The 25,851-nt window shown below is 70.0% G+C and carries 16 protein-coding genes; 8 read left to right on the top strand and 8 right to left on the bottom strand.

What is annotated here, in order from left to right; translation table 11 throughout:
- Window positions 1–13: 13 nt before the first annotated feature.
- Entirely contained in the window at window positions 14–568 is a 555-nt protein-coding gene (locus ABZS64_RS16560; protein WP_355829310.1) for a DUF6817 domain-containing protein, read from the bottom strand.
- A 132-nt stretch (window positions 569–700) separates the two neighbouring features.
- On the opposite strand from ABZS64_RS16560, the gene ABZS64_RS16565 reads away from it, so the two are divergent.
- Complete coding sequence (locus tag ABZS64_RS16565; protein WP_355829312.1) at window positions 701–2,899, top strand: UvrD-helicase domain-containing protein; 2,199 nt, start codon at window positions 701–703, stop codon at window positions 2,897–2,899.
- On the opposite strand, the gene glgB is transcribed toward ABZS64_RS16565, so the two are convergent.
- The 5 genes from glgB to ABZS64_RS16590 form a co-directional block, all read right to left on the bottom strand.
- Window positions 2,874–5,138, bottom strand: coding sequence for a 1,4-alpha-glucan branching enzyme (glgB, locus tag ABZS64_RS16570; protein WP_355829634.1), 2,265 nt, complete (start codon window positions 5,136–5,138; stop codon window positions 2,874–2,876). The genes ABZS64_RS16565 and glgB overlap by 26 nt on opposite strands.
- Window positions 5,139–5,216: 78 nt before the next feature.
- Window positions 5,217–6,605: a maltokinase gene (locus ABZS64_RS16575; RefSeq protein ID WP_355829315.1), complete on the bottom strand. Its 1,389-nt coding sequence runs from the start codon at window positions 6,603–6,605 to the stop codon at window positions 5,217–5,219.
- A gap of 154 nt (window positions 6,606–6,759) precedes the next feature.
- Window positions 6,760–8,466: a maltose alpha-D-glucosyltransferase gene (treS, locus tag ABZS64_RS16580; RefSeq protein ID WP_355829318.1), complete on the bottom strand. Its 1,707-nt coding sequence runs from the start codon at window positions 8,464–8,466 to the stop codon at window positions 6,760–6,762.
- Complete coding sequence (locus ABZS64_RS16585) at window positions 8,463–10,472, bottom strand: alpha-1,4-glucan--maltose-1-phosphate maltosyltransferase (protein ID WP_355829321.1); 2,010 nt, start codon at window positions 10,470–10,472, stop codon at window positions 8,463–8,465. Before ABZS64_RS16585 ends, treS begins: the two co-directional genes overlap by 4 nt.
- A 407-nt stretch (window positions 10,473–10,879) precedes the next feature.
- Window positions 10,880–11,809 (bottom strand): NmrA family NAD(P)-binding protein, encoded by a 930-nt coding sequence (locus ABZS64_RS16590; RefSeq protein ID WP_355829324.1) that lies wholly within the window; start codon window positions 11,807–11,809, stop codon window positions 10,880–10,882.
- 118 nt (window positions 11,810–11,927) lie between these two features.
- Here ABZS64_RS16590 and ABZS64_RS16595 point away from each other — a divergent pair, with 118 nt between their 5' ends.
- From ABZS64_RS16595 to ABZS64_RS16625, 7 genes are all read left to right on the top strand, one after another.
- Window positions 11,928–12,893 (top strand): AraC family transcriptional regulator, encoded by a 966-nt coding sequence (locus ABZS64_RS16595; protein WP_355829327.1) that lies wholly within the window; start codon window positions 11,928–11,930, stop codon window positions 12,891–12,893.
- Window positions 12,894–12,996: 103 nt separating this feature from the next.
- Entirely contained in the window at window positions 12,997–14,433 is a 1,437-nt protein-coding gene (locus tag ABZS64_RS16600; RefSeq protein WP_355829330.1) for a 4-hydroxyphenylacetate 3-hydroxylase N-terminal domain-containing protein, read from the top strand.
- Entirely contained in the window at window positions 14,430–15,845 is a 1,416-nt protein-coding gene (locus tag ABZS64_RS16605; RefSeq protein ID WP_355829333.1) for an MFS transporter, read from the top strand. The genes ABZS64_RS16600 and ABZS64_RS16605 overlap by 4 nt, the downstream gene beginning before the upstream one ends.
- 101 nt (window positions 15,846–15,946) lie before the next feature.
- Entirely contained in the window at window positions 15,947–17,092 is a 1,146-nt protein-coding gene (locus ABZS64_RS16610; protein ID WP_355829336.1) for a monodechloroaminopyrrolnitrin synthase PrnB family protein, read from the top strand.
- 18 nt (window positions 17,093–17,110) lie between these two features.
- Complete coding sequence (locus ABZS64_RS16615; RefSeq protein ID WP_355829339.1) at window positions 17,111–18,397, top strand: flavin-dependent oxidoreductase; 1,287 nt, start codon at window positions 17,111–17,113, stop codon at window positions 18,395–18,397.
- 150 nt (window positions 18,398–18,547) lie between these two features.
- Complete coding sequence (gene glgP / locus ABZS64_RS16620; protein WP_355829342.1) at window positions 18,548–21,223, top strand: alpha-glucan family phosphorylase; 2,676 nt, start codon at window positions 18,548–18,550, stop codon at window positions 21,221–21,223.
- Between the two features lie 188 nt (window positions 21,224–21,411).
- A complete protein-coding gene (locus ABZS64_RS16625; RefSeq protein WP_355829345.1) occupies window positions 21,412–22,644 on the top strand; it encodes an alginate lyase family protein in 1,233 nt (410 codons plus the stop codon).
- 74 nt (window positions 22,645–22,718) lie between these two features.
- Here ABZS64_RS16625 and ABZS64_RS16630 read toward each other — a convergent pair whose 3' ends face one another.
- Together ABZS64_RS16630 and ABZS64_RS16635 are read right to left on the bottom strand one after the other, a co-directional pair.
- A complete protein-coding gene (locus ABZS64_RS16630) occupies window positions 22,719–24,755 on the bottom strand; it encodes a M4 family metallopeptidase (RefSeq protein WP_355829348.1) in 2,037 nt (678 codons plus the stop codon).
- Window positions 24,756–24,926: 171 nt separating this feature from the next.
- Window positions 24,927–25,838: a TetR/AcrR family transcriptional regulator C-terminal domain-containing protein gene (locus ABZS64_RS16635; RefSeq protein ID WP_355829351.1), complete on the bottom strand. Its 912-nt coding sequence runs from the start codon at window positions 25,836–25,838 to the stop codon at window positions 24,927–24,929.
- Window positions 25,839–25,851 lie beyond the last annotated feature (13 nt).

The raw sequence follows: 25,851 nt of genomic DNA on the forward strand, positions 1-25,851 counted from the left end.
ACGGTGTTCCGCGCTACTCGCCGCGCGGGACCAGCACTTCACGCGCGTCGGCCCACGCGGCCTCGCTCAGCAGCGGCTGCCACCGCGTGAACAGCCGGAGCAGCGGTCCGCCGTGCCGGGACCAGAACGTGGCGTCCGCCCGCGCCAGGTCGAGTTCGTTGACCGCCGTCAGTTCGGCGAAGTCCTGACGGCGGCGCAGGGGCGGCGTGTACGTCTCGCCCGTGAAGCGGTCCCGGAAGGCCGCGTCCTCGTCCGCGAGCGTTGCGTACGACGCCCCGCGGTCGCAGCTCGCGTAGAAGTACACGAGCTCTTCCGCCTCCGTGCCGATCACCGCAGCCAGCTCCGACCGCCTCTCCAGTGGCAGCAGACTGGTCGCGAAGCCGTCCGTTCCGTAGAACGCATGGCACAGGCCCGCCAGTTGGAGTTCCGGCCGTGCGCCCCACTCCGACAGGCGCTGACGGACCCGGTCCAGGTGCGCCAGCAGCGTGCCGCCCGGATGCTGCATCCCCTCGGCGCCGTGCTCCCGCAGCAGTGCGACCGCTTCCTCCGTGCTCCCCGATATGTCCACGGACAGAAAAATACCCCGGAACCGAATTGACGGCCGGGGTCTTTCTCTGCGTATATTAAGTGTTTCCGTGTTCACGCGCACTGAATACGCGGAGAAGTAGAATAAGGGCACTGTATCGCGTCAGGAGCTGAATTGTCAAGCGAGGAATTGCGGCAGGAACAACAATTCGTCTCCCTCGCCCACGAGCGGCTCGACCAGCTCAGGGCCGGGGCCGAAGCCGCCATGAGCACCACGATCGCCCAGGTCAGCACCGGTCTTCAGGCGCGCGTGGAGCGCGATGTCGGCGTGCGTGAGCACTCCGCATCGCTCGCCGCGCTGAATGCCGCCGACTCCGGGCTGTGTTTCGGGCGAATCGACCGGCGCGACGGCATCACGTACCACATCGGGCGTACGGGAATCCGGCGGGACGACGCCGAACGGACTCCGTTGCTGATCGACTGGAGGGCCCCCGTCGCGCGGCCTTTTTATCTCGCGACCGGATTTGAGCCGATGGGTCTGCGCCGCAGGAGGCACATCACCACCCAGGGGCGCACCGTCACCGCGCTGCACGACGAGATCATGGATCTCGCCGACACCACCCGCACCGGATACGAGTCCCACGACGCCGACGAGGTGCTGCTCGCCGCGCTGAACAGCGCCCGGACGGGCCGGATGGGCGACATCGTGTCGACCATCCAGGCCGAGCAGGACCACATCATCCGCGCCCCCCAGCGCGGAGTGCTCGTCGTCGAGGGCGGGCCGGGGACCGGGAAGACCGCGGTCGCTCTGCACCGGGCCGCGTATCTGCTGTATGCGAACCGGGAGCAACTGGCCAAGCGTGCCGTGCTGATCGTCGGGCCCAACCCCGCCTTCCTCGGCTACATCGGCGAGGTGCTGCCCTCGCTCGGTGAGACGGGCGTGCTGCTTGCGACCGTCGGCGAGTTGTTCCCCGGTGTCAAAGCCACCGGCACGGACAGCCCCGCCGCCGCGGCCGTCAAGGGCCGGGCGGACATGGCCGGTGTACTGGCGGAGGCCGTACGGGACCGCCAGCAGGTGCCCGAGAAGGACGCGCCGATCGTCATCCCGCACGACGACGGGGAACTGCGGCTCGACTGGGACATGGCCGTCGAGGCACGGCACAAGGCCTGGGAGACCGGCCTGCCGCACAATCTGGCGCGCCCGCACTTCGTCTTCCGGATCATCGACGACCTGACCACCCAGCTCGCCGACCGGATCGGCGCCGACCCCTACGGCGGCCCCAACTTCCTCGGCCCCGACGACATCGCCCAGCTCGGCAAGGGCATCGCCGCCAGTGCCGAGGTGCACGCCGCCATCGCGTCGCTGTGGCCCCCGCTCACCCCGCAGGACTTCCTCGCGGACTATCTCGCGAATCCCAGGCATCTGGCCCAGGACGACGCCGAGTTGATCCGGCGCACCGGCGGCGGCTGGACCGCGGCCGACGTTCCCCTCCTCGACGAGGCCGCCGAGCTCCTCGGCGAGGACGACTCCGCCGCCCAGGCCGCAGCCGAGGCCGAGCGGGCGCTGCAGATCGCCTACGCACAGGGCGTCCTGGACGTCTCGTACGCCTCTCGTACCTACGAGTTCGAGGACAAGCACGACGACGAGTCCGAGGTCCTCGCCGCGCACGACATCATCGACGCCGAGCGCATGGCCGAGCGCCAGGAAGAGGCCGACCACCGCAGCGCCGCCGAGCGCGCCGCCGCCGACCGGACGTGGGCCTTCGGGCACATCATCGTCGACGAGGCGCAGGAGCTGTCGGCCATGGCCTGGCGGCTGCTGATGCGGCGCAGTCCCACCCGTTCGATGACTCTGGTCGGCGACCCGGCGCAGACCGGCGACCTGGCCGGATGCGATTCCTGGCAGAAGATCCTCGCTCCGTACGTCGAGGACCGCTGGGAGCTGGCCCGGCTCGGCGTCAACTACCGTACGCCCGCCGAGATCATGGAGTACGCGGCCGAGCGGCGCCGGGCCACCGACCCCGCCTTCGAGCCGCCGCGCTCCATCCGCGCGACCGGGGTACGGCCCTGGGAACGCACCGTGCCGCTCGCCGAGGTGGCCGGGATCGCCGCCGACGAGGCCCCGGAGGAGGGCAGGCTCGCGGTGATCGCCCCGCGCGAACTGCACGCCCGGCTCGCGGACATCGGCGACGACGGGCCGCTGGATCTGTCCCGGCCCGTCGTCCTCATCGACCCCCGCCAGGCGAAGGGCCTCGAATTCGACACCGTTCTCGTCGTCGACCCCGACCGGATGAGCCCCAACGACCTCTATGTGGCGCTCACCCGGGCAACCCAGCGGCTCGGAATCGTCAGACCGGCCGCAGCCACACCGTAGCCAGCGGCGGCAGCGTCAGCTGGATGCTGGTCGGCCGGCCGTGCGACGGGACCGACTCCGGCTTCAGCGGGTCCGGGTTGAGCACGTCGCTGCCGCCGTAGCGTGCCGCGTCCGTGTTCAGGACCTCCGTCCATGCCTGGACCGCTTCCGGCACGCCCAGGCGGTACTCGTGGCGCACCACGGGGGAGAAGTGGCTGACGGAGAGCAGCGGCGCGCCCGTGGCGTCGTAGCGCAGGAAGGCGAAGACATTGTCCTCGGCGGCGTCGCCGTCCACCCAGGCGAAGCCGACGGGGTCGGTGTCCTGCTGCCACAGCGCGGGGGTCGCCCCGTACACGGTGTTCAGATCGCGTACGAGGTCCCGTACGCCGCGGTGGTCCGCCTCCGCGGCGTACGAGGGATCCAGCAGCCACCAGTCCGGGCCGTGGCCCTCCGACCACTCCGCGCCCTGGGCGAACTCCTGGCCCATGAAGAGGAGTTGCTTGCCGGGATGCGCCCACATGAAGCCCAGATAGGCGCGGTGGTTGGCGCGCTGCTGCCACCAGTCGCCGGGCATCTTGCCGACCAGCGACCGCTTGCCGTGGACCACCTCGTCGTGCGAGATGGGCAGGACGTAGTTCTCGCTGTACGCGTACACCATCGAGAACGTCATCTCGTTGTGGTGGAACTTGCGGTGCACCGGCTCGTGCGTGGCATAGCCCAGCGAGTCGTGCATCCAGCCCATGTTCCACTTCAGGCCGAAGCCGAGGCCGCCGAAACCACCCGGGCCCACATGGTGGGTGGCGCGGGTGACGCCGTCCCAGGCCGTGGACTCCTCGGCGACGGTGACGACGCCGGGGCAGCGCCGGTACACCGTCGCGTTCATCTCCTGGAGGAAGGCGACCGCGTCCAGGTTCTCCCGGCCGCCGTGCTCGTTCGGAGTCCATTCGCCCTGCTCGCGGGAGTAGTCGAGATAGAGCATCGAGGCGACCGCGTCCACCCGCAGCCCGTCGATGTGGAACTCCTGGCACCAGTACGTGGCGTTGGCGACCAGGAAGTTACGCACCTCCTTGCGGCCGTAGTCGAATTCGAGGGTGCCCCAGTCGGGGTGCGCGGCACGGGCCGGATCCTCGTGCTCGTAGAGCGTGCGGCCGTCGAACTCGGCGAGCGCCCAGTCGTCCTTCGGGAAGTGCGCAGGCACCCAGTCCACGAGCACGCCGATCCCGGCCCGGTGCAGGGCGTCCACCAGATGGCGGAAGTCGTCGGGGGTGCCCATCCGGGAGGTCGGGGCGTAGAAGCCGGTGACCTGATAGCCCCAGGAGCCGCCGAAGGGATGCTCGGCGACCGGCATCAGCTCCACATGGGTGAAGCCCAAGTCCTTGACGTACGCCGGGAGTTGGACGGCAAGCTGGCGGTAGGTGAGGCCGGGCCGCCAGGACGCGAGATGCACCTCGTAGACGGAGAACGGCGCCTCGTGCACCGGCCGGTCGGCGCGATGCGCCATCCACTCCTCGTCGTGCCACACATGGTGGGACTCGGTCACGATCGAGGCGTTCGCAGGCGGTACCTCCGTGCGCCGCGCCATCGGGTCGGCCCGCAGGGTGTGCGAGCCGTCCGGGCGGGTGATGTCGAACTTGTAGAGCGCGCCGTCGCCGACGCCCGGCAGGAACAGCTCCCACACGCCCGAAGAGCCGAGCGAGCGCATCGGACACCCGGTGCCGTCCCAGTAGTTGAAGTCACCGACGACCCGCACCCCGCGGGCGTTCGGCGCCCACACCGTGAACCGGGTGCCTGTGACCTGCTCGTGCGCCATCGGGTGCGCGCCGAGCGCCTTCCACAGCTCCTCGTGCCGTCCTTCGCCGATCAGATGCAGATCGAGCTCGCCGAGCGAGGGCAGGAAGCGGTACGGATCCTGCACCTCGATCTCGGTGCCGTCATCGTCGTAGGTGACAAGGAGCTGGTACTCGGGGACGGTACGCAGCGGCAGCACACCCGAGAAGAAGCCGTCGCCCTCCTCGTGCAGCTCGGCGCGCAGCCCCTTGGCGAGCACGGTCACCGACTGCGCGTACGGACGCAGTACGCGCAGCTCGAGACCGCTCCGGACCAAGTGCGCCCCGAGCAGGGAGTGCGGATCGTGGTGGGAGCCGGTCAGCAGCCGCTCCCGGTCCCCGTCCGTGAGCGGCCGCGCGGCCCGTACACCATGGCTGCCGCCCGCCCGCGGCCGTGGCGCGGCCGTCTGCTTGCGGGGCCCGGCATCGGCCACCGGCTTGGGGCGGTGGGGGTCGGAGGAACTGCGGGACGGGGGTCGGGCGGTCACGGGGGTCTGCCTCCTCGGGCGGAATCAGTTGGTGGCGGCCAGGCGGTCGACGGCCGCCATCGGCACCGGAAGCCAGTCGGGGCGGTGGCGGGCCTCGTAGACGACCTCGTACACGGCCTTGTCCGTCTCGTACGCACGCAGCAGTTCGGGTTCGGTGCGCGGATCGGCGCCCGCGGCCTCGGCATAGCCCTCGCAGTACGCCGTACGGCAGCGTTCCGCCCAGGACGGGTTCCATGGCCGGTGGGTGCGGGCCGCGTAGTCGAAGGAGCGCAGCATGCCCGCGACATCTATCACCGTGGGCTGCGGCCTGCGGCGCTCGGCGAGCGGGCGCGCGGGCTCGCCCTCGAAGTCGATGACCGACCAGTGACCGTCGGCGTGGGAGCCGCCGCCGCGCAGGGTCTGCCCGAGATGGAGGTCGCCGTGGACGCGCTGGGCGCGCCAGACCCGGCCGCGCCTGCCCAGTGCGGCGATCGCGTCGAAGGCGGCACGCAGCCGCGGCACATACGGCAGCAGTGCGGGCACCGCCTGTGCGGCCGCGTCGAGACGCGCCGTCATGGCCGCCGCCAGATGTTCGGTCTGCGGCCGCCGGAGCATCACGGTGGGCAGCTCTTTCGCCAGAGCCGTGTGCACCTCGGCGGTGACCCGGCCGAGCGCGCGGGCCTCTTTGGCGAAGGAGTGCCCGCCGGCCAGTGAGTCGAGCGCGAGCAGCCAGCCGTCCCGCGAGCCGCGCAGGAACGGCTGCAGCACACCGAGCGTGTACGGCTCCGGTGCGGTGGCCTCGTACCAGGCGACGGGCGCGGGCACCCGGCCGCACCCGGCGCGGGCCAGCGCGAGTGGCAGCTCCAGATCGGGGTTGGCGCCCGGGTGGACCCGGCGGAAGAGCTTGAGGATGTACGCGTCGCCGTACACCAGCGAGGAGTTGGACTGCTCGGCCTCCAGCGGGCGCGCGGCGAGCCCGCCGGGGATCACCGGAGCCTGGTCGAAACGGTCGAAGCGCAGGGGTCCCAGGGCGCCGGGTGTGCGCAGCCGCTCCAGGATCAGCTCGGCCAGCCGCGGGTCGTGCAGACCCTCGTAGACCGTACGCCCGGCCAGCGGGCCCTCGGTCACATGGCCGATCAGGGCGGGCGCGAGATGCGGCGGCAGTGTCGCGCGTACGCCGAGGAGGAGTTGGTAGCAGTCCTGCGAGGACGGGGCGGGCAGGCCGGGCTGCTGGACGCGTACGAGCAGATGCAGGAGTCCCGGACCGGCTTCGGTGTCCAGCGGCAGCAGCTCGGTCGCGGAGACGAGCGAGAAGCCGGTGACGGGATGGCCCTTGCCGGCGAACCAGCGCTGTCTCGGCAGCCAGGCGTGCAGCAGGGGCGCGAGTGACGGGAGAAGAGCTACGGGAGTCCGGGTGGATGCAGCCTCCGACATGGCATCGCGTCCTTTCCCCGGGTACACCACGAATGCGCAGAGTGTCCCGGATTACAGCTGTGGCTGTCCGGCGGCGCGCGGGGATGAGGAGGAGAGTGCCCGGTGCGGGGCGGGGGAAACCGCCCCGCGGGAGGCACCTCTCGTTACCTGTGGGTCAGGTGGCAGCTGCTTCCTTCCGCAGCCGGAACCAGTAGAAGCCGTGGCCCGCGAGAGTCAGCAGATAGGGCCACTGGCCGATGGCCGGGAAGCGCACCCCGCCGATCAGCTCGACGGGATGCCGTCCGCTGAACGCCCGCAGATCGAGCTCGGTGGGCTGCGCGAACCGCGAGAAGTTGTGCACGCAGAGGACGAGATCGTCCTTGTACTCGCGGGTGAAGGCGAGCACCGCCGGGTTCGACGAGGGCAGTTCGGTGTACGAGCCGAGACCGAAGGCGCGGTTCTGCTTACGGATCTCGATCATCCGCCGCGTCCAGTGCAGCAGCGAGGACGGCGAGGCCATCGCGGCCTCGACATTGGTGACCTGGTAGCCGTAGACCGGATCCATGATCGTGGGCAGATAGAGCCGGCCGGGGTCGCACGAGGAGAATCCGGCGTTGCGGTCGGGGGTCCACTGCATCGGGGTGCGTACGGCGTCGCGGTCGCCCAGCCAGATGTTGTCGCCCATCCCGATCTCGTCGCCGTAATAGAGAATCGGCGATCCGGGCAGCGAGAGCAGCAGCGCCGTGAAGAGCTCGATCTGATTGCGGTCGTTGTCGAGCAGTGACGCGAGCCGGCGGCGGATGCCGATATTGGCGCGCATCCGCGGGTCCTTGGCGTACTCCGCGTACATGTAGTCGCGCTCTTCGTCCGTGACCATTTCGAGGGTGAGCTCGTCGTGATTGCGCAGGAAGATGCCCCACTGGCAGTTCTTCGGGATCGCCGGGGTCTTGGACAGGATTTCCGAGACGGGGTAGCGGGACTCGCGCCGTACGGCCATGAAGATGCGCGGCATCACCGGGAAGTGGAAGGCCATGTGGCACTCGTCGCCGCCGGCCGGGAAGTCGCCGAAGTAGTCGACGACGTCCTCAGGCCACTGGTTGGCCTCAGCCAGCAGCACGGTGTCGGGGTAATGGGCGTCGATCTCCTTGCGCACCCGCTTGAGAAAGGAGTGGCTGGCGGGAAGGTTCTCGCAGTTGGTGCCCTCCTGCTGGTACAGATACGGCACGGCGTCGAGGCGGAAGCCGTCGATGCCCAGGTCGAGCCAGAAGCGCAGCGCCGAGATGATCTCCTCCTGCACCGCCGGGTTCTCGTAGTTGAGATCGGGCTGGTGGGAGAAGAAGCGGTGCCAGTAGTACTGCTTGCGCACCGGGTCGAAGGTCCAGTTGGACGTCTCGGTGTCGACGAAGATGATCCGGGCGTCCTGGAACTGCTTGTCGTCGTCCGCCCAGACGTAGTAGTCGCCGTACGGCCCGTCCGGGTCGCTGCGGGACTCCTGGAACCACGGGTGCTGATCGCTGGTGTGGTTCATGACGAAGTCGATGATGACGCGCATGCCGCGCTGGTGCGCGGAATCGACGAACTCCACGAAGTCGGCGAGGTCGCCGAAGTCGGGGAGGACAGCGGTGTAGTCGGAGACGTCGTAACCGCCGTCCCGCAGTGGGGACTTGAAGAACGGTGGCAGCCAGAGGCAGTCGACCCCCAGCCACTGCAGATAGTCCAGTTTGGCGGTGATGCCCTTGAGGTCGCCGATGCCGTCGCCGTTGCTGTCCTGGAAGGACCGCACCAGGACTTCGTAGAAGACGGCCCGCTTGAACCAGTCGGGGTCGCGGTCCTTGGCGGGTGTGTCCTCGAACAGGTCGTGGACGGGCTCATTGACGATCATGATGTGGGTGACCCTCCGATCGGCGGGGACGGTCGCAGGACGACGATGTGCGCGGGCGTGACGCCCGGCTCTAGGCGCACATAGGTGGCTCTGCCCCAGTGATAGGTCTCGCCGGTGAGCTCGTCGCGCACCGGTGCGCTCTCGTGCCAGTCGAGGCCGAGGTGCGGCATGTCCAACGAGACCGTGGCCTCCTGGGTGTGGTGGGGGTCGAGGTTGGCAATCACCATGACGGTGTCGCCGGTGTTCGAACCCGAAGGGCCCTCGGCGGATTTCGAGTACGCGATGACCGCCTCGTTGTCGGTGGGGTGGAAGTGGATGTCCCGCAGCTGCTGGAGCGCGGGGTGGCGCCGCCTGATCCGGTTGAGCGCCGTGATCAGGGGCGTGATGGTGCGGCCCGCGCGCTCGGCCGACTCCCAGTCGCGCGGCCGCAGTTGGTACTTCTCCGAGTCCAGATACTCCTCGCTGCCGTCCCGCAGGGGAACGTTCTCGCACAGTTCGTATCCCGCGTACACGCCCCAGGACGGCGACATCGTCGCGGCCAGCACCGCCCGCACCTCGAAGGCCGGGCGACCGCCGTGCTGGAGATAGGCGTGCAGGATGTCGGGGGTGTTCACGAAGAAGTTGGGACGCATGTACGAGGCGGCGTCGCCGGAGAGCTCGGTGAGGTAGTCGGTGAGCTCCTGCTTGGTGGTGCGCCAGGTGAAGTACGTGTACGACTGCTGGAAGCCGATCGCGGCGAGGGTGTGCATCATCGCCGGACGGGTGAACGCCTCGGCCAGGAAGAGCACGTCGGGGTCGGTGCGGTTGATGTCCGCGATCACCTTCTCCCAGAACACGACGGGCTTGGTGTGCGGGTTGTCGACCCGGAAGATCCGTACACCGTGGTCCATCCAGAAGCGCAGCACGCGCAGGGTCTCGTTGACCAGACCGCGCATGTCGGTGTCGAAGGCGATCGGGTAGATGTCCTGGTACTTCTTCGGCGGATTCTCGGCGTAGGCGATCGTGCCGTCGGCGCGGTGGTGGAACCACTCGGGGTGCTTGTCCACCCAGGGGTGGTCGGGCGAGCACTGGAGCGCGAAGTCCAGGGCCACCTCCATGCGCAGGGCCCGCGCGGTCTCGACGAAGTGGTCGAAGTCTTCGAAGGTGCCGAGGTCGGGGTGGAGCGCGTCATGGCCGCCGTCGGGGGAGCCGATGGCCCAGGGGACGCCGACATCGTGGGCGCCGGGGGAGAGGCTGTTGTTCGGGCCCTTGCGGTAGGTGGTGCCGATGGGGTGGACGGGCGGCAGATAGACGACGTCGAAGCCCATCGCGGCGACGGCGGGCAGCCGCTCGGCGGCGGTGCGGAAGGTGCCGGAGGCGGGCGGCGCGCCCTCCTCGACGACGGCGCCCTCGGAGCGGGGGAAGAGCTCGTACCAGGAGCCGAACAGGGCCCGCTGCCGCTCGACAATCAGGGTCAACGGGCGGGATGCGGTGACCAGTTCGCGCAGCGGGTGGCGGTCGAGCGCGGCGGTGGCGTCGGGGGCGAGGGCCGCGGCGAGCCGGGCGGCGGCGGAGCGCTCCTCGTCGCGCAGGGCGTCGACGGCGGCGAGCACGGCCTCGCGGCCGTCCCGCTTGGGCACCCCGGCGGCGGCGCGCTCGTACAGCTCGGCGCCCTCGGCCAGCACCAGTGCGGTGTCGATACCGGCGGGGATTTTGATCCGGGCGTGGTGCCGCCAGGTGGCGACCGGGTCGCTCCATGCCTCGACGGCGTAGGTCCAGCGCCCCTCGGTGTCCGGGGTGACGTCGGCGCCCCAGCGGTCGGTGCCGGGGGCGAGTTCCCACATGGGGGTCCAGGCGCCGGGGCGTCCGGTGGGGTCGCGCAGGACGACATTGGCGGCGACCGCGTCATGCCCTTCGCGGAATACGGTGGCGGTGACCCGGAAGGTCTCACCGGCCACCGCTTTTGCGGGCCTCCTCCCGCAGTCGACTTGGGGACGTACGTCCAGGACGGGGATGCGACCGATCATGGGATCACCTGAGGGCTGTGCGGGCAGGGCGGATTGAGCCGGTTGTGCATTCATGCGTGGTTTGTGGGTTCTTTGTAGCTGCTCAGTCGACGACTGGCGGGCTGCGGGCATGGCCGCTCCTGTCCGCGTTCACTCGGGTGGGCGGAAAGAATGTCGAGAAGGGGTGCGGTGGCCTGCGTACCGGATGAGCCTTCCCACGGTCGTCGGGTGGGCAATCCGGTGGTTTGTTAACTACTAGGACGTAGGTGCTCGCACAAGAGAGGCGGGACTCGGAGAGGGCCCCGTGCACAAGACGGGGCGCGGGCCCCGACGCATCTCGCGTCGGGGCCCGCGCCCCGCACCGCCTCACTGCACCGAGCCTCAGCTCGGGCGCGCGCCCCAGCTGGGCTCGGGCCTCCTCGCCGCGCTCATGACTGCTCTCCCGACCACATCTGCCACGGCTGCCGCGCCACCCACTCGTCCACCGGCGCCGGCTTCACCGACAGCGCCGCCGCCAAATCGCTCTCGTCGCCCGCCATCAGGCAGGGCTCCAGGCCCGCGGCCATGTAGTGGTAGATCCCCGAGACTCCGGCCGCCGACTCCGTGCCCAGGATCTGGGCGAGCCCCTGCTCGAAGATGCCCGGCTCCAGGGGCACATAGCGGATCTCGCGCCCCAGCCCCTGCCCGAAGGCCTTCGCCAGCTGGTCGCCCGTCAGCGTCTGCGCACCGCCGATGTCGAAGGTACGGCCCGCCACGCCGTCCACGGTGAGCGCCGCGTAGACCGCCTCCGCCATGTCCCGGTGCGAGATCCACGCGGTCGGCGTGTCGGCAGGCAGCGGATAGGCGAGCACGCCTTCGTTCACCAGGGCCGGGCCGTTCCACGGGCTGAAGAGGTTGTCCAGATACACCGGCGGGCGTACGACGACGACCTCGACGCCGCTGTGGGCGAGGCTCTCGCGGAACACCGTCTCGGCGAGCCGGCGGGTCTCGAAGGCCACCACATTCGTGCTGCGGTCAGGGATACGGGTGTTGGTGTTGTAGACCAGCCGGCCCACCCCGGCCTCGCGGGCCGCCTTCGCTATGTGCTGGGCGTACCGCATGACCTTCTCGGCCTGGTACACCAGCGGCATCACCACCGCCGCGTGCGTGGCCCCTTCGAAGAGCTGGCGTACATCTTCGTAGCGCCCGAGGTCGCCGCTCGCGACGGAGATGCCGGGCAGCTCCGGGCGATCGGCCTCGGGCTTGCGGCTCAGCGTGCGGACGCGGTGCTTCCGTTCGGCCAGCAGGCGGGCTGTCGCACCTCCCTGGAAACCGGTCGCCCCCACGACCGCTACGCGCATCGGAATGTGATCGGACATAAGTCTGAAGAGCCCTTCGATAGGGTGTGGCTGCTGCCGTGAACGGCTCTTCCAGGCTCGCTTCGGCGGCTTCGGCCGATCAATTAACAAACCGGGGCGGGGGTTGAAGGATCGTCCAATGGAACCGACGGGGATGGAACCGAAGCGCGAAGGCGACGACCTCCTCAGCGAGCTGCTCAAACCCCTGCGTCTGACCGGGGTCTTCGACAGCCGCTGGCATGTCAGCGCCCCCTGGGCCATCGAGGGCGACGCGGAACAGAGCTGCGCCGTACTCCACTTCATCACCGAAGGCGGCTGCTGGATCACCGCAGAGGACCAGACCCCGCTCGAACTCCACGAGGGCGACCTCGCCGTCTTCCCCACCGGCACCGCGCACCGGCTCTCGGACCGGCCCGAACGGCGGGGCGTCGCGCTCGGCACCGTACTGCCCGAGCGTGCACCCGGCACCTCCGGTGAGATCAGGATCGAGGGCGAGGGACCGGAGAGCCGGCTGCTCTGCGCCGGGCTGCACTACGACGCGTCCGTGGCCACCCATCTCTACACCGCGCTGCCCTGGGCACTGGTGCTCGACCGCTCCCAGGTGGACAAGGAGCCGCTGCTCCGCGACACGCTGCGGCTGCTCGCCGCCACCGACCGCCCGGTCGGCCCCGGCGACCGGCTGATCACGCTGCGCGCCTTCGAGATGGCGCTGGTGCTCGCACTGCGGCCGCTTCTGCGCGAACTGGCCCGCAACCCCTCCGCGCTGCCGGTTCTGCGCCATCCCGGTATCAGCAGGGCCATGGTGATCATCGCGACCCGGTTTGCCGAGCCCTGGACCATCGAGTCGCTCGCCCGCGGGGTCGGCATGTCCCGCTCCGCGTTCACCGCGGCTTTCCGTGAGCTGGTCGGGGAGGCGCCGGCCCGGCATCTGACGGGGCGACGGATGCAGGAGGCGGCCCGGCTGCTCGGCGAAACTTCGCTGCCCCAGTCGGCCGTGCCGGAACGCGTCGGCTACCAGAGCTCCGTCGGTTTTCACCTGGCCTTTCGCAAGTGGTACGGCATGACGCCGGGAGAGTACCGATCGGGAAGCCCCTCAGCTGCATGACTGGCCGGTTCTTAATCACCGCTGGACGGTCGTTCATTGCCCGCCGTCCATGGCTGGAGCGAGGCTCAGCTCTGTCGGGGGACATTCCGTTTGAGGAGAGACGTTGACCAGGTCCGGCCAGGAATACCTCGCATCGCTGTGTGACGGGCGTGAGGTGTGGCTCGACGGCGAACGGGTCAAGGACGTCACCCGCCATGCCGCCTTCCGCAACACCGCGGCGTCGGTCGCGCACCTCTACGACCTGGCGCACGACTCCGAGCACACCGCCGCCCTCACCGCCGGCGGCGTCCACCGCGCCTTCGCCGTGCCGCGCTCCTACGACGACCTCGTCGCGCGCCGCACCGCGTTCAAGGTGTGGACCGAGTCGAGCTTCGGCTTCCTCGGGCGTACGCCCGACTACATGGCGGGAGGGGCCGCGGGCTTCGCCGCCGTGCCCCAACTCTTCACCACCGACTCCTTCGACGGCGCCGACAACGCTCTCGCGTACCACCGCAGGCTCGCCGAGGGGGACCTGTACTCGGCCTTCACCATCACCAACCCGCAGTCCGGCGAAGGCGACGACGACCTGGTGGTGCGCGTCGTCGCCGAGAAGGACGGCGGGATCGTGGTGAGCGGCGCCAAGATGATCGGCACCGGGGCCGTCTTCGCGGACGAGGTGCTGGTCGGCACGATCGAGCCACTGGCTCCGGAGGACGTCGAGCACGCGCTCTGCTTCTCGGTGCCCGTCGACACACAGGGCCTGAAGTTCGTCTCGCGCACGTCGTACGAGGCACAGGCCCGCAGCGTCTTCGACAACCCGCTCTCGTCCCGCTTCGACGAGAACGACGCGCTGCTCGTGTGCGACAACGTCTTCGTGCCGTGGGAGCGGGTGCTGACCTACCGCAATGTCGATGCGACCGCGGCGATGTGGTGGGGAACCCCCGCGTTCCTCAACTTCGGCCACCAGGCCGCCACCCGTTTCTGGACCAAGCTCGAATTCCTCACCGGCCTCGCCATCCTGCTGACCCGCGCCAACAACACGTACCAACTCCCGGCCGTCACACAGTCGGTCGGGCGGCTGCTCGGTATGGTCGCCCAGGCCAAGGCCTTCGTGCTGGCGGCCGAGGCCAGTCACGAGCAGGTCGACGGCGGCCGCGGCGGTGTCATGCCCGGCCGGGAGATCTCCTTCGCCCAGCGCATCATGGCCGGTGAGCTCTACCCCCGCGCCGTCCAGGAGATCAAGCTGCTCGCGGGCGGCGGCGTCATCCAGCTGCCCGCGTCCGGCGCTGATCTGCTCCACCCCGAGCTCGGCCCCGTCGTGCGGAAGTATCTGAGCGCGCCCGGCAGCCCGGCCGAGGACCGGGTCAAGCTGCTCAAGCTGGTGTGGGACGCGCTCGGTTCGGAGTTCGCCGGACGCCATGAGCAGTACGAGCGCTTCTACCACGGCGCACCGCACGTCTATCTGACCATGCAGACGTGGGCGGGCGGCGCGGAGAGCTGCGAAGAGCTGGCCCAGGCCTGTCTCGACGGCTACGGACTGGACTCAAGGACCGGCCAGTGACCTCGGCGCGACCGGGCGCCGCGCTCGCGCTGCTCGCCTCCACCCAGCTGCTGCTGATCATGGACACGGCGATCATCAATGTCGCGCTGCCGTCTGTGGGGGACGAGCTGGGCTCCGGCTCGGCCGGACTGTCCTGGGTGGCCAACGCCTATCTCATCACCTTCGGCGGGCTGCTGCTGCTCGGCGGGCGCATGGCCGATCTCCTCGGCCACCGGCGGCTCTACCTGTCCGGCCTGGGACTGCTGGCCGCCGCCTCGGCGGCCGGTGGGCTCGCGGGGACGGCGGGCGCGCTGATCGCCGCGCGGGCCGTGCAGGGCGTGGGGGCCGCCCTCGCCGCCGCCGCCGCGTTCGCGCTGCTGCTCAACCTCTTCCCGGACGGGCCCGGAAGGCACAAGGCGCTCGGGGCCTTCGCCGCGATGGGCGGACTCGGCGGGGTCCTTGGCACCGTGCTCGGCGGAGTGCTCACCGATCTACTCGGCTGGCGCTCCACGTTCTGGCTCAATGTGCTCCTCGCCCTGGTTCTCGGGCTGCTCGCACTGCGCGTTCTCAACGGGGGGATGCGCAGCGCACAGACCGGCTTCGACCTGGGCGGAGCACTCACGGCCACCGGCGGCCTCGGGCTGGTGGCGTACGCACTCGTCGGCGCGGGCGAGTCCGGGTGGACCAGCACCCGGACCCTCTCCGCCGGCGGTGCGGGTCTCGTCCTGCTCGCGGCCTTCGCCGTACTGGAGTCGAGGATCGCGAGCCCGCTGGTGCCCCCCGCCGTGCTGCGGCGGCCCGCGCTGCGGGACGCCAACATCCTCAGCGCACTGGCCCAGATGGCGCTGTTCCCGATGTTCTTCCTGGTCAGCCTCTATCTGCAGCGCGTTCTCGAACAGTCTCCGCTGACCGGCGGACTCGGACTGCTGCCGCTCTCGCTGGTCGTCGTCGTCGTCGCCCCGCTGACCGGCCGCCTCATCTTCCGGATCGGGCTCAGGGCCACCATGACCGCCGGGTTCGGGCTCCTGTTCGCGGGCATGGTGTGGCTGGCGCTCGCACTGACCGCCGACGGCACCTTCGCCGGTACGGTCCTGGCACCCAGCCTGGTTCTCGGCGTCGCCCTGCCGCTGGTCATGGTCACCACCAATGTGGCCGCCACCGCCGAGGCCGCGCCCGAGGAGACCGGGCTGGCGTCCGGACTCATCAACACCAGCCAGCAGTTCGGCTCGGTGCTCGGCCTCGCCGTCCTGGTGGCTGTCGCCACCGCCGGGGGCGGACCGTCGGCCGCCGCCCAGACCTCCGGCTTCCGCTCCGCGCTCCTGGCAGGTGCCGCCGTCGCGGCACTGGCCGCCCTGCTCTGCGTACGACTGCGGCTGCCGGGGCCCGCCATGGCGCCACCGCGCCGGGACCGTGTGGGCGGCGCCGTGGAGTGACCGTATGCGGCGAGTGCGTGCGGCGTACGCGTACGCATGCGGCGAAAGCGTCCGGTGACCGCGTGACGCGAGCAACTTCGCCGCATCCCACCCACTGACCGATGTTGCCCGAGGGGGGCATTCCGTTGACCCTGTACGACCTTGTCGCGCCCGGTCTCCAGTTGCGCTGCGACCCGCGCTACCGGATATCCGAGATACGCGAGGCCGACCCGCTCGGCGCCGACGCGTTGCTCGCCGCGCTGCCCGCGATGAACGCCGATGCCGATGTGGCCGCGCTCACCGTCGCCCTGCGCACCCTGGTGCCCGACCCCGACCGGGTCGCCGCACTCGGCGTCACCGATGCGCTCGCGGCCATGCGTGACCTCGGCATCCTTCTCGGCTCGCTCAAACGGCACGGCACCGAGCCCGTGGCCGCGGTGCCCGAAGTCCTGCCGGTGCTCGAAGAGCTGAGCCGGCGCACCGACATGGTGCCGCGCGACACCGTGCACCACTACACGACCTGGAACCCTCTCGGCGCCCGTCGGCGGATGTACACCGGCGACATCATGGAGAGCAATCTCCAGGACGCGGTCCGGATGGTCTTCCCCAGCCTGGTGGCAGCACTGGACACCTGCGCGGAACTCGCCCGCAGGGAGCCGTACGAACCGGGCTTCGCCCTCGCGCTCGACCGCACCGCCCAGCATGTGCAGTCCATGGTCGACTCCATCGACTTCACCGTCGCCAATGTCTCGCCGGTCTTCTTCGCCCAGGAGATGCGCTCCTACTTCGAGGAGATCGACATCGCGGGCGTCGACTACCTCGGCCCGGCCGCCGCCCAGGTCCCGCTCTGGCTGGTCGATCTGACGCTGTGGCAGTGCGACCGCAGCGGCCCCGCCTACGACGCCTTCCTCGACGACTCGGTGCGCTACAGCCTCCCGTCCTGGCGCGACCACTACGCCGCGCACAAGGGCGGTACCTCCGCCGTCTCCAAGCTTTCGGCCGCCATCAGCTGGGAGGCGGCCGATCGGCTGCCGCCGCAGCTCGCCGCATCCGCCGTCTCCCTCGCGCGCGTGCTGCGCATCCTCAAGACCTTCCGGGCGCGCCATATGACCATCGCCCGCAAGGCGTACAGCGAGGACGTGCGGCTGTACGAGGTGGGCAGCGGCGGCGCCCCGATCGAGCTGCTCCGCTCCGTGCTCGATCTGACCCGGGACAACGAGACCCTCGTGCGCCGTTCCATCGAGCGATCACGTACCCCCGTTGCCTGACCGTCCCTGGAGGTCCCCATGACGCACATCATGATCGCCGGCGGTGGAATCGCCGGGCTCAGCGCGGCACTCGCCCTGCACACCGCCGGATTCGAGCGGATCACCGTCGTCGAGACGGTCCGCGAGATGCAGCCGGTCGGCGCCGGGCTCAACATCATGCCCAACGCGGTGCGCGAACTCGACGCGCTCGGGCTGCTCGACCGGCTGGAGGAATGTTCCGTACCCACCCGCGAGCTGCGCTACTACCACCGCAGCGGCGGCCTCATCTCCCGCGAGCCGCGCGGCCTCGGCGCCGGATACCACTGGCCCCAGCTCTCCATCCAGCGCGGCGAACTCCAGCTCGCGCTCGCCGACGCGGTGCGCACCCGGCTCGGCCGCGGCGCGATCGTCGGCGGTGTCAAGGTCACCGGCGTCGACCCCCTCGCCGACGGCCGCCCCCGCGTCCAGCTGGAGCACCGCGACGGCGCCCGGCGCGGCAGGGCCTCCCTCGAACCCGACGTCCTCATCGGCGCCGACGGCATCCGCTCGGCGGTGCGCGCGGCGCTCAACCCGGGCGAGGGCGAGCCGCCGTGGAACGGCATGCTCGTCTGGCGCGGCGTCTCGTGGATGCCCGTCCACCAGATCGGCACCTTCATGTTCATCGCGGGCGACGACCGGCAGAAGGCCGTGGTCTACCCGATGACCGAGCCCGCCGGGGACACCGGCGACGTGCTCGTCAACTGGGCACTTGCGATGCCCGCCGACTCCGCAGGCGACGCTACGCGCGGAGACTGGAACCGGCAGGTCCCCGTCGAGAAGTTCCTGCACCACTACGAGGGCTGGGACTTCGACGGCGTCAGCGTCCCCCAGGTGCTCCGGGCAGCCGAAGGCGCCTACGAGTACCCGATGGTGGACCGTGAGCCGCTGGAGCGCTGGTCGGTCGGCCGTACGACGCTGATCGGCGACGCGGCCCACGCCATGTACCCGATCGGCTCCAACGGCGCTACCCAGTCCGTCGTCGACGCGCGCGCACTCGGCCACGCCATGGCCCTGCACACCGACCCGGCCGACGCGCTGGCCGCGTACGAGGCCGAACGCAGACCCGCCATGACCGAACTCCAGCAGGCGAACCGCCGTCTCGGCCCCGAGGTCGTCATCAACCTCGCCCACGAGCGCGCCCCCGGCGGCTTCACCGACATCGACGAGGTGATCCCGAAGTCGGAACTCGAAGAGATCGCCGCCCGGTACGCGGCGACCGGGGCCTTCGACCCGGGGACCGTCAACCAGGGCTCCCCCTACCATTTGGCGGTGCGTTCGCCGCGTTGAACTGCGCCGAATGCCCCGGCGCCCGCCCGTGGGCCGGGCGCGCGCCGTGTTGAGGAGGGCGGGGTACCACTACCGTCTGTGGGGACGGAAAAGGACGCACACCGTCGTGCGTCCCCTCGGATGCGTACCTCCCCTGCGAAGGTGGAACCCGTGAAGGCCATTCGTCGATTCACCGTCCGCCCCGTCCTCCCCGAACCACTCCTCCCGCTCAGCGAACTCGCGCGCAATCTGCGCTGGTCCTGGCATACCGAGACCCGCGACCTCTTCCAGGCCGTCGACCCCGAAGGCTGGCAGGCGGCGGGAGGCGATCCCGTGCGGCTGCTCGGATCGGTGTCCGCCGCACGGCTGGCGGAGCTGACCGGGGACCGGCGCTTTCTGCGCAGACTCGCCGCCGTCGCCGACGACCTGGACGACTACCTGCACGGTCGCAGGTGGTACCAGGCACACAGTGGCGCCCCTGGGGACCATGACCCCGAGGGCTCCGAATTCCCCACAGCGGTCGCCTACTTCTCACCCGAATTCGGCGTCACCGCCGCACTGCCCCAGTACTCCGGCGGCCTGGGCATCCTGGCCGGCGATCACCTCAAGGCCGCCAGCGACCTCGGCGTGCCGCTGATCGGCGTCGGGCTGCTCTACCGCCACGGCTACTTCCGCCAGTCCCTGTCCCGCGAGGGCTGGCAGCAGGAGCACTATCCCCTCCTGGACCCCAACGAACTGCCCGTCAGCCTGCTGCGGGAGCCCGACGGGGCACCGTGCCAGGTCTCCCTGGCGCTGCCCGGCGGTCGCTCGCTGCGCGCGCACATCTGGATGGCGCAGGTCGGCCGCGTACCGCTGCTGATGCTCGACTCGGACGTCGAGGAGAACGGCCCCGGCGAGCGCGATGTCACCGACCGGCTGTACGGCGGCGGCAGCGAGCACCGGCTGCTGCAGGAGATGCTCCTCGGCATCGGGGGCGTACGGGCGGTGCGCGCGTACTGCCGTCTCACCGGCCACCCCGCGCCCGAGGTGTTCCACACCAACGAGGGGCACGCCGGCTTCCTCGGCCTGGAGCGCATCCGCGAACTGGGCGAGCCCCCCGAGCGCGGCGGCCAGGACCTCGACTTCGACGCAGCGCTCGAAGCCGTACGTGCCGGGACCGTGTTCACCACCCACACTCCCGTGCCCGCCGGGATCGACCGCTTCGACCGCGAGCTCGTCGCCCGCCACTTCGGTGACCGCGGCGAACTGGCCGGGGTCCCGGTCGAGAAGGTGCTCCAGCTCGGCATGGAGACCTACCCAGGCGGCGAGCCCAACCTCTTCAACATGGCGGTGATGGGGCTGCGGCTCGCGCAGCGCGCCAACGGCGTCTCCACCCTGCACGGGGCCGTCAGCCGCGGCATGTTCGCCGGTCTGTGGCCCGGCTTCGACGCCGCGGAGGTGCCGATCACCTCCGTCACCAACGGAGTGCACGCGCCGACCTGGGTGGCGCCCGAGGTGTTCCGGCTCGGCGCGGGCCAGATCGGCGCGAGCCGAGCCGAGGACGCCCTGTCCGTCGGCGGCTCGCAGCGCTGGGACGCTGTCGCGGACATCCCGGACGCCGACATCTGGGAGCTGCGGCGGGAGCTGCGCGAACAGCTGGTCCTGGAGGTACGGGAGAGGCTGCGGGCCTCCTGGCGCCAGCGGGGTGCGGGAGCCGCGGAACTGGGCTGGATCGACGGGGTGCTCGACCCCGACGTGCTCACCATCGGTTTCGCGCGCAGGGTCCCGTCGTACAAACGGCTCACGCTCATGCTGCGTGACCGCGACCGGCTGATGGAGCTGCTGCTGCACCCCACCAGGCCGGTCCAGATCGTCGTCGCGGGCAAGGCGCATCCGGCGGACGACGGCGGCAAGCGTCTCGTCCAGGAGCTGGTGAAGTTCGCCGACGACCCGCGGGTGCGTCACCGGATCGTCTTCCTTCCCGACTATGGCATGGCGATGGCGCAGAAGCTCTATCCGGGCTGCGACGTCTGGCTGAACAATCCGCTGCGGCCGCTCGAGGCGTGCGGCACGAGTGGGATGAAGGCCGCGCTCAACGGCTGTCTCAACCTGTCCGTGCTCGACGGCTGGTGGGACGAGTGGTTCGAGCCGGACTTCGGCTGGGCGATCCCGACGGCCGACGGCTCGGCGACGGACGACGACCGGCGTGACGAGCTGGAGGCGGGCGCGCTGTACGAGCTGATCGAGAACCGGGTGGCGCCGCGCTTCTACGACCGGGGTGCGGGCGGGCTGCCGCAGCGCTGGATCGAGATGGTCCGCCGCACGCTGACGACGCTGGGCCCCAAGGTGCTCGCGGGCCGCATGGTGCGGGAGTACGTGGAGCGTCTGTACGCGCCGGCCGCCCGGGCGCACCGGTCCCTGAATGCCGATACGGCACGGGAGTTGGCGTCCTGGAAGGGCCGGGTGCGGGTCGGCTGGCCGCATGTGGCCGTCGACCATGTGGAGGCACTGGAGCAGTCCGCGGCCGGGGGCACGGCGGAGCTGGGTTCCACGCTGGCGCTGAGGGTGCGGGTCGCACTCGGCGCACTCCAGCCGGACGACGTGGAGGTGCAGGCGGTGTCCGGCCGCGTCGACTCCGACGACGCGATTGCCGACGCCCAGGCCTTCCCGCTGAAACCGGCGGGCGGACCGGACCTGGAGGGCCGCTGGGTCTACGAGGGCCCGCTCTCGCTGGACCGTACGGGCCCGTTCGGCTACACGGTGCGCATCCTGCCGGCCCACCCGCTGCTCGCGACCAGCGCTGATCTGGGTCTGGTTGCGCTGCCGACGGAGGGGACGGGGGAGGGCGCGGGTGTGCTGATGCGCTGAGGCGGCGTTCCGGGGCGGCACGGTGCACGGCACCGTGCCGCCCTTTTTTCACGCCGTGAACTCAAAGTCTTGACGTGTTCATGGGATGCCTTTAGTTTCCTCACCCATTACGGGTTCACTCCCACGCTCAACGTTCATATGGGTGAACCCGTTGGAGAGCGACCCCCCACCGGAAGGCAATCCCACCCATGCGTACCGGATCACGCGCGCTGCGCAGACCAAAAGCGCTTCTGCTCGCCCTCGCCGCCGTCCTGGCGTCAGTGCTCGCCGCTGCACTCATATCCCCGGCCTCGGCCGTGAAAGACACTTCCGGAGCGGCCCAACAGGCCGCCGCACCGGCGAACTTCACCCACCCCGGCGTGCTCGTCAGCCGCCCGCAGCTCGACTTCGTGAAGACCAAGGTCCAGGCCGGCGCCCAGCCCTGGAAGGCCGCCTACGACCAGATGCTCGCCAGCAAGTACGCCTCGCTCACACGCACCGCCAAGCCCCGCGCCGTCGTCGAGTGCGGCTCGTACTCCAACCCCAACTACGGCTGCACGGACGAGCGTGAGGACGCCATCGCCGCGTACACGCTGGCGCTGGCCTGGTACATCGGCGGAGACAGCCGCTACGCCAAGAAGTCGATCGAGATCATGGACGCCTGGTCCGCCGTGATCAAGGACCACACCAACAGCAACGCCCCGCTGCAGACCGGCTGGGCGGGCTCCTCCTGGCCGCGGGCCGCGGAGATCGTCAAGTACACGTACAGCTCCTGGCCGAACTCCGGCCGCTTCGGCACGATGCTGCGCAACGTCTATCTCCCCAAGGTCATCAACGGCTCGCACTCCAACGGCAATTGGGAGCTGAGCATGACGGAGGCGGCAATCGGTATCGCGGTCTTCCTGGAGGACCGGGCGTCGTACGACAAGGCCGTCACCAAGTTCCGAGGCCGCGTCCCGGCGTACATCTATCTGACCACCGACGGGTCCCTGCCCAAGACCGCGCCCGGCTCGGGCCTCGACACACGTGACAAGATCGTCAAGTACTGGCAGGGCCAGTCGACGTTCATGAACGGGCTCAGCCAGGAGACCTGCCGCGACCTGACCCACACCGGCTACGGCTTCTCCGCCATCTCGCACATCGCCGAGACGAGCCGCATCCAGGGCCAGGACCTCTACCCGGAGATCGCCGACCGGCTCCGCCATGCGCTGGGCCTCCACGCCAAGTACCAGCTCGGCGAGCCGGTTCCGTCGAACCTCTGCGGCGGCAGCCTCAAGGACAAGCTCGGCCCGATCACCGAGGTCGGCTACAACGCCTTGCACAACCGGATGGGCTTCGACATGAGCAACACGCAGCGCCTGACGGAGCAGCAGCGGCCCGCGGGCTCGAACAACCTGTTCGTGGCGTGGGAGACCCTGACGCACGCGAACAACCCCGCCTAGAACGCATGAAAGCTGCCCGGGGGCTCGGCCCCCGGGCAGCTTTCATGCGTCAAGGCTCAGATGGTTCGGTCGGTTCAGAAGGTGAGCTTGACGCTGTTGATGTAGCCGGTGTCGTAGGCTGCCTTGTCCTGGACGCGGAGCTTCCAGGTGCCGTTGGCGACCTCGGAGGCGGCGTTGACGGTGTAGGTGGTCTGGACGTTGTCCGCCGAGTCGGAGGAGCTGAACGGCTTCAGGTTGTAGACCGTTCCGTCCGGGGCGAGCAGGTCGACGACCAGGTCACCGCGCCAGGTGTGGATGATGTCCACGCCGACCTTGAGGGTGCTCGGGGCGTTGCCCGTGCGCCCGGTGACGGTGACCGAGGAGGTGACCGCCGCGCCGTTGTCCGGGATGGCGACATCAGCGGTGTTCTCGAAGACCGTGCCCGGGTTGGGGTCGCCGCCGCCGGGGCGGGCGCCGACGTTGATGCCGGCCCACGCGTCGGTCACGGACTTGACCTCGGCGCTGGTGGCTCCGTACAGCTCCGTCGCGACCGCGATGGTGCCCGCACGCGCACCGGCGTAGTCCGTGGTGGAGTTGAACTTCGTGGTGAGCGCCTTGAACCAGATCAGCGCGGCCTTGTCGCGGCCGATGCCGGTGACGGGCAGGCCGTCGGAGGTCGGCGAGTCGTAGTTGACCCCGTTGATGACCTTGGCGCCGCTGCCCTCGGATGCCAGGTAGAACCAGTGGTTCGCCGGGCCCGAGGAGTAGTGGACATCGATGTTGCCGATGCCCGCGTACCACGAGTCCTTGGACGCGCCGTCCTTGCTCGGCTTGTCCTGGTAGCGCAGCGGGCTGCCGTCGCCGTTGATGTCGATCTTCTCGCCGATGAGGTAGTCGCCCTTGTCCGTGGCGTTGTTGGCGTAGAACTCGACGGCGGAGGCGAAGATGTCACTGGTCGCCTCGTTGAGACCACCGGACTCGCCGCTGTAGACGAGCTTGGCGGTGGCGGCGGTGACGCCGTGTGTCATCTCGTGCCCGGCCACGTCGATCGACGTGAGCGGCTTGGCGTTGCCCGAGCCGTCGCCGTACGTCATGCAGAAGCAGCTGTCCTGCCAGAACGCGTTGACGTAGTTGTTGCCGTAGTGGACCCGGGAGTACGCGCCGACGCCGTCACCGCGGATGCCGGAGCGGCCGTACACGTTCTTGTAGTAGTCCCAGGTGAGCCCGGCGCCATACGCGGCATCGGCGCCCGCGGTCTCCAGGTTGGAGGCCTGGCCGTTGCCCCAGACGTCGTCGGGGCCCGAGTACAGCGTCCCGGTGCCCGAGCTGCCGTGGTTGAGGTTGTACGTCTTGTGGCTGCCGCGGCCGGTGTCGGTCAGGTTGTACGTCGACCCCGACTGTGTGGAGCCGAGCGTCACCGAACCGCTGTACTGCGTGTTGCCGGTGCCGTTCTCGATGGCCTGCCACTCGAAGAGCTTCGCACCGGTGGTGGCGTCGGTGACGACATGCAGCTCGTTCGGGGTGCCGTCGTCCTGGAGGCCGCCGACGACGGTCTCGTACGCGAGAGTCGGCGTGCCCTTCGCCATCCACACCACCTTGCGCGGCGCGCGGTCGGCCTTGGTCTTCTGTGAGCCTTGCGCCTTGGCCGCGCCGAGTGCCTGCTTCTCGGCGGTGGCGGGGGCGACATCGGCGCTGGTTTCCACGTTCTTCAGGGTCGCTCGCGACGCTTTGCTGACCGACTCGGTGGCGCCCGCCTTGGTCTCGGCGACCACCAGGTCACCGCCGAGGACCGGTAGTCCGGCGTAGGTGCGCTCGTAGCGGGTGTGCGTGGTGCCGTCGCGGTCCGCGGTCACGTCCCGGACGACGAGCTTCTCCTGGGCGGTCAGGCCCAGTTCCTTGGCGGTGGCCGCCGTGGTGGCGCTCTGCTTGCGTATCAGCTCGGCGCGCTGGGCGGGGGAGAGATTCAGCGGCAGGGCGCCGGGGTCGGCCTTCCCCGCTTTCGCCGCCGCCGGCACGGCGGTTGACGCCGGGTCGGCCGAGGAGGTGCCGGTCTGGAATCCGACCGCCAGGAGGGCGGCGGTGGCTATGAGAGCTCCGGTCGCGGTGGTGCGCCGGCGAGGCGTGGGTCTCACGCGAACTCCTTCTGCGAGGGGGGTACCGGCGACTGGGTAGGTCGGCCGGGCAGAGCATGCGGAGCATGTGGAGCGTGGATCGGGGGAAGAGTGCCAGCAGAGAACGCCTGCTGTCAGGACCGCGTCAACAGGTTGGCCGGAAATCGTCCGTTGCCCGAATGGTCATGTTCGTTAAGCGGACGTTTCGCCGATCATCACCGCGAAGCCGTCGAGCGTTCGAGCCAGCCCGAATTCGAAGAGCGTTTCAAGGTCCAGATCGAACTCGTCCTGTGTGAACAGCGTGTTGAGCAGGGGATAGCTCCCCGTCGCGGTGATCACATCGAACTGTGGCTCGTTCCGGGCCATCCACTGCTCGTCGGACATGCCCGTGTCCTGCTGGGCCTGCATCTCCAACTCGACGGCCATGGCCATCCCTTGGACATAGGCGAAGAGCACCAGGTGCGTATGGATCATCTGATGCGGCGTCAGGCCGGTGTTCCGCAGGGCACCCAGCATCCACTCGGTGTACTTCATCGCGTTCGGCGAAATGACCGGCCGCGTGAACGACGCCATCGCCTGCGCCATCCACGGATGGCGGCTGTAGACGGCCCGCAGCCAGCGCGCCGCGTGCTCAAGCCCCTCGCGCCAGTCGGCCGGAACCGGTCCCATCACTTCCTCGCCGCAGACCGCGTCCGTCATCAGCCGCACCAGCTCCCCCTTGCCCGGGACATGCCGGTACAGCGCCATCGTGGAGGTGGAAAGCGAGGTGGCGATCCGCCGCATGGAGAGCGCGGGCAGTCCCTCGGCGTCGGCCAGCGCGATCGCGGTACGCACGATCCGGGCCCGGGTCAGCCCCGGCTCGACGGGGACGCCCGGCGGGTGCGCGGCGGCCTGCGTGACGACCGTGCCGACGCCGGGCACGGCCCGTACAAGACCCTCCTGGCGCAGGGCCGCGAGGGCCTTGGTCGCGGTCGCCATCGCCACGCCCCACTCCTTCGTGATCGCCCGCGTGGAGGGGACGCGATCGCCCGGGCGGAGGGTGCCGGCGGCGATGCGCCGGCGGAGCTCGGCGGCGATACGGAGGTAGGGCGGCTCGGTCTGCATGGCGCGTCAGTGT

The sequence above is a fragment of the Streptomyces sp. NPDC005408 genome (genome assembly GCF_040606445.1).
Lineage (GTDB): Bacteria > Actinomycetota > Actinomycetes > Streptomycetales > Streptomycetaceae > Streptomyces.

Coding starts and splice junctions, on each gene's coding strand:
- ABZS64_RS16575 (WP_355829315.1), bottom strand. CDS start 6,605: ATGTCGGAGGCTGCATCCACCCGGACTCCCGTAGCTCTTCTCCCGTCA.
- treS (WP_355829318.1), bottom strand. CDS start 8,466: ATGATCGTCAATGAGCCCGTCCACGACCTGTTCGAGGACACACCCGCC.
- ABZS64_RS16585 (WP_355829321.1), bottom strand. CDS start 10,472: ATGATCGGTCGCATCCCCGTCCTGGACGTACGTCCCCAAGTCGACTGC.
- ABZS64_RS16590 (WP_355829324.1), bottom strand. CDS start 11,809: ATGTCCGATCACATTCCGATGCGCGTAGCGGTCGTGGGGGCGACCGGT.
- ABZS64_RS16595 (WP_355829327.1), top strand. CDS start 11,928: ATGGAACCGACGGGGATGGAACCGAAGCGCGAAGGCGACGACCTCCTC.
- ABZS64_RS16610 (WP_355829336.1), top strand. CDS start 15,947: ATGTTGCCCGAGGGGGGCATTCCGTTGACCCTGTACGACCTTGTCGCG.
- ABZS64_RS16615 (WP_355829339.1), top strand. CDS start 17,111: ATGACGCACATCATGATCGCCGGCGGTGGAATCGCCGGGCTCAGCGCG.
- ABZS64_RS16625 (WP_355829345.1), top strand. CDS start 21,412: ATGCGTACCGGATCACGCGCGCTGCGCAGACCAAAAGCGCTTCTGCTC.
- ABZS64_RS16635 (WP_355829351.1), bottom strand. CDS start 25,838: ATGCAGACCGAGCCGCCCTACCTCCGTATCGCCGCCGAGCTCCGCCGG.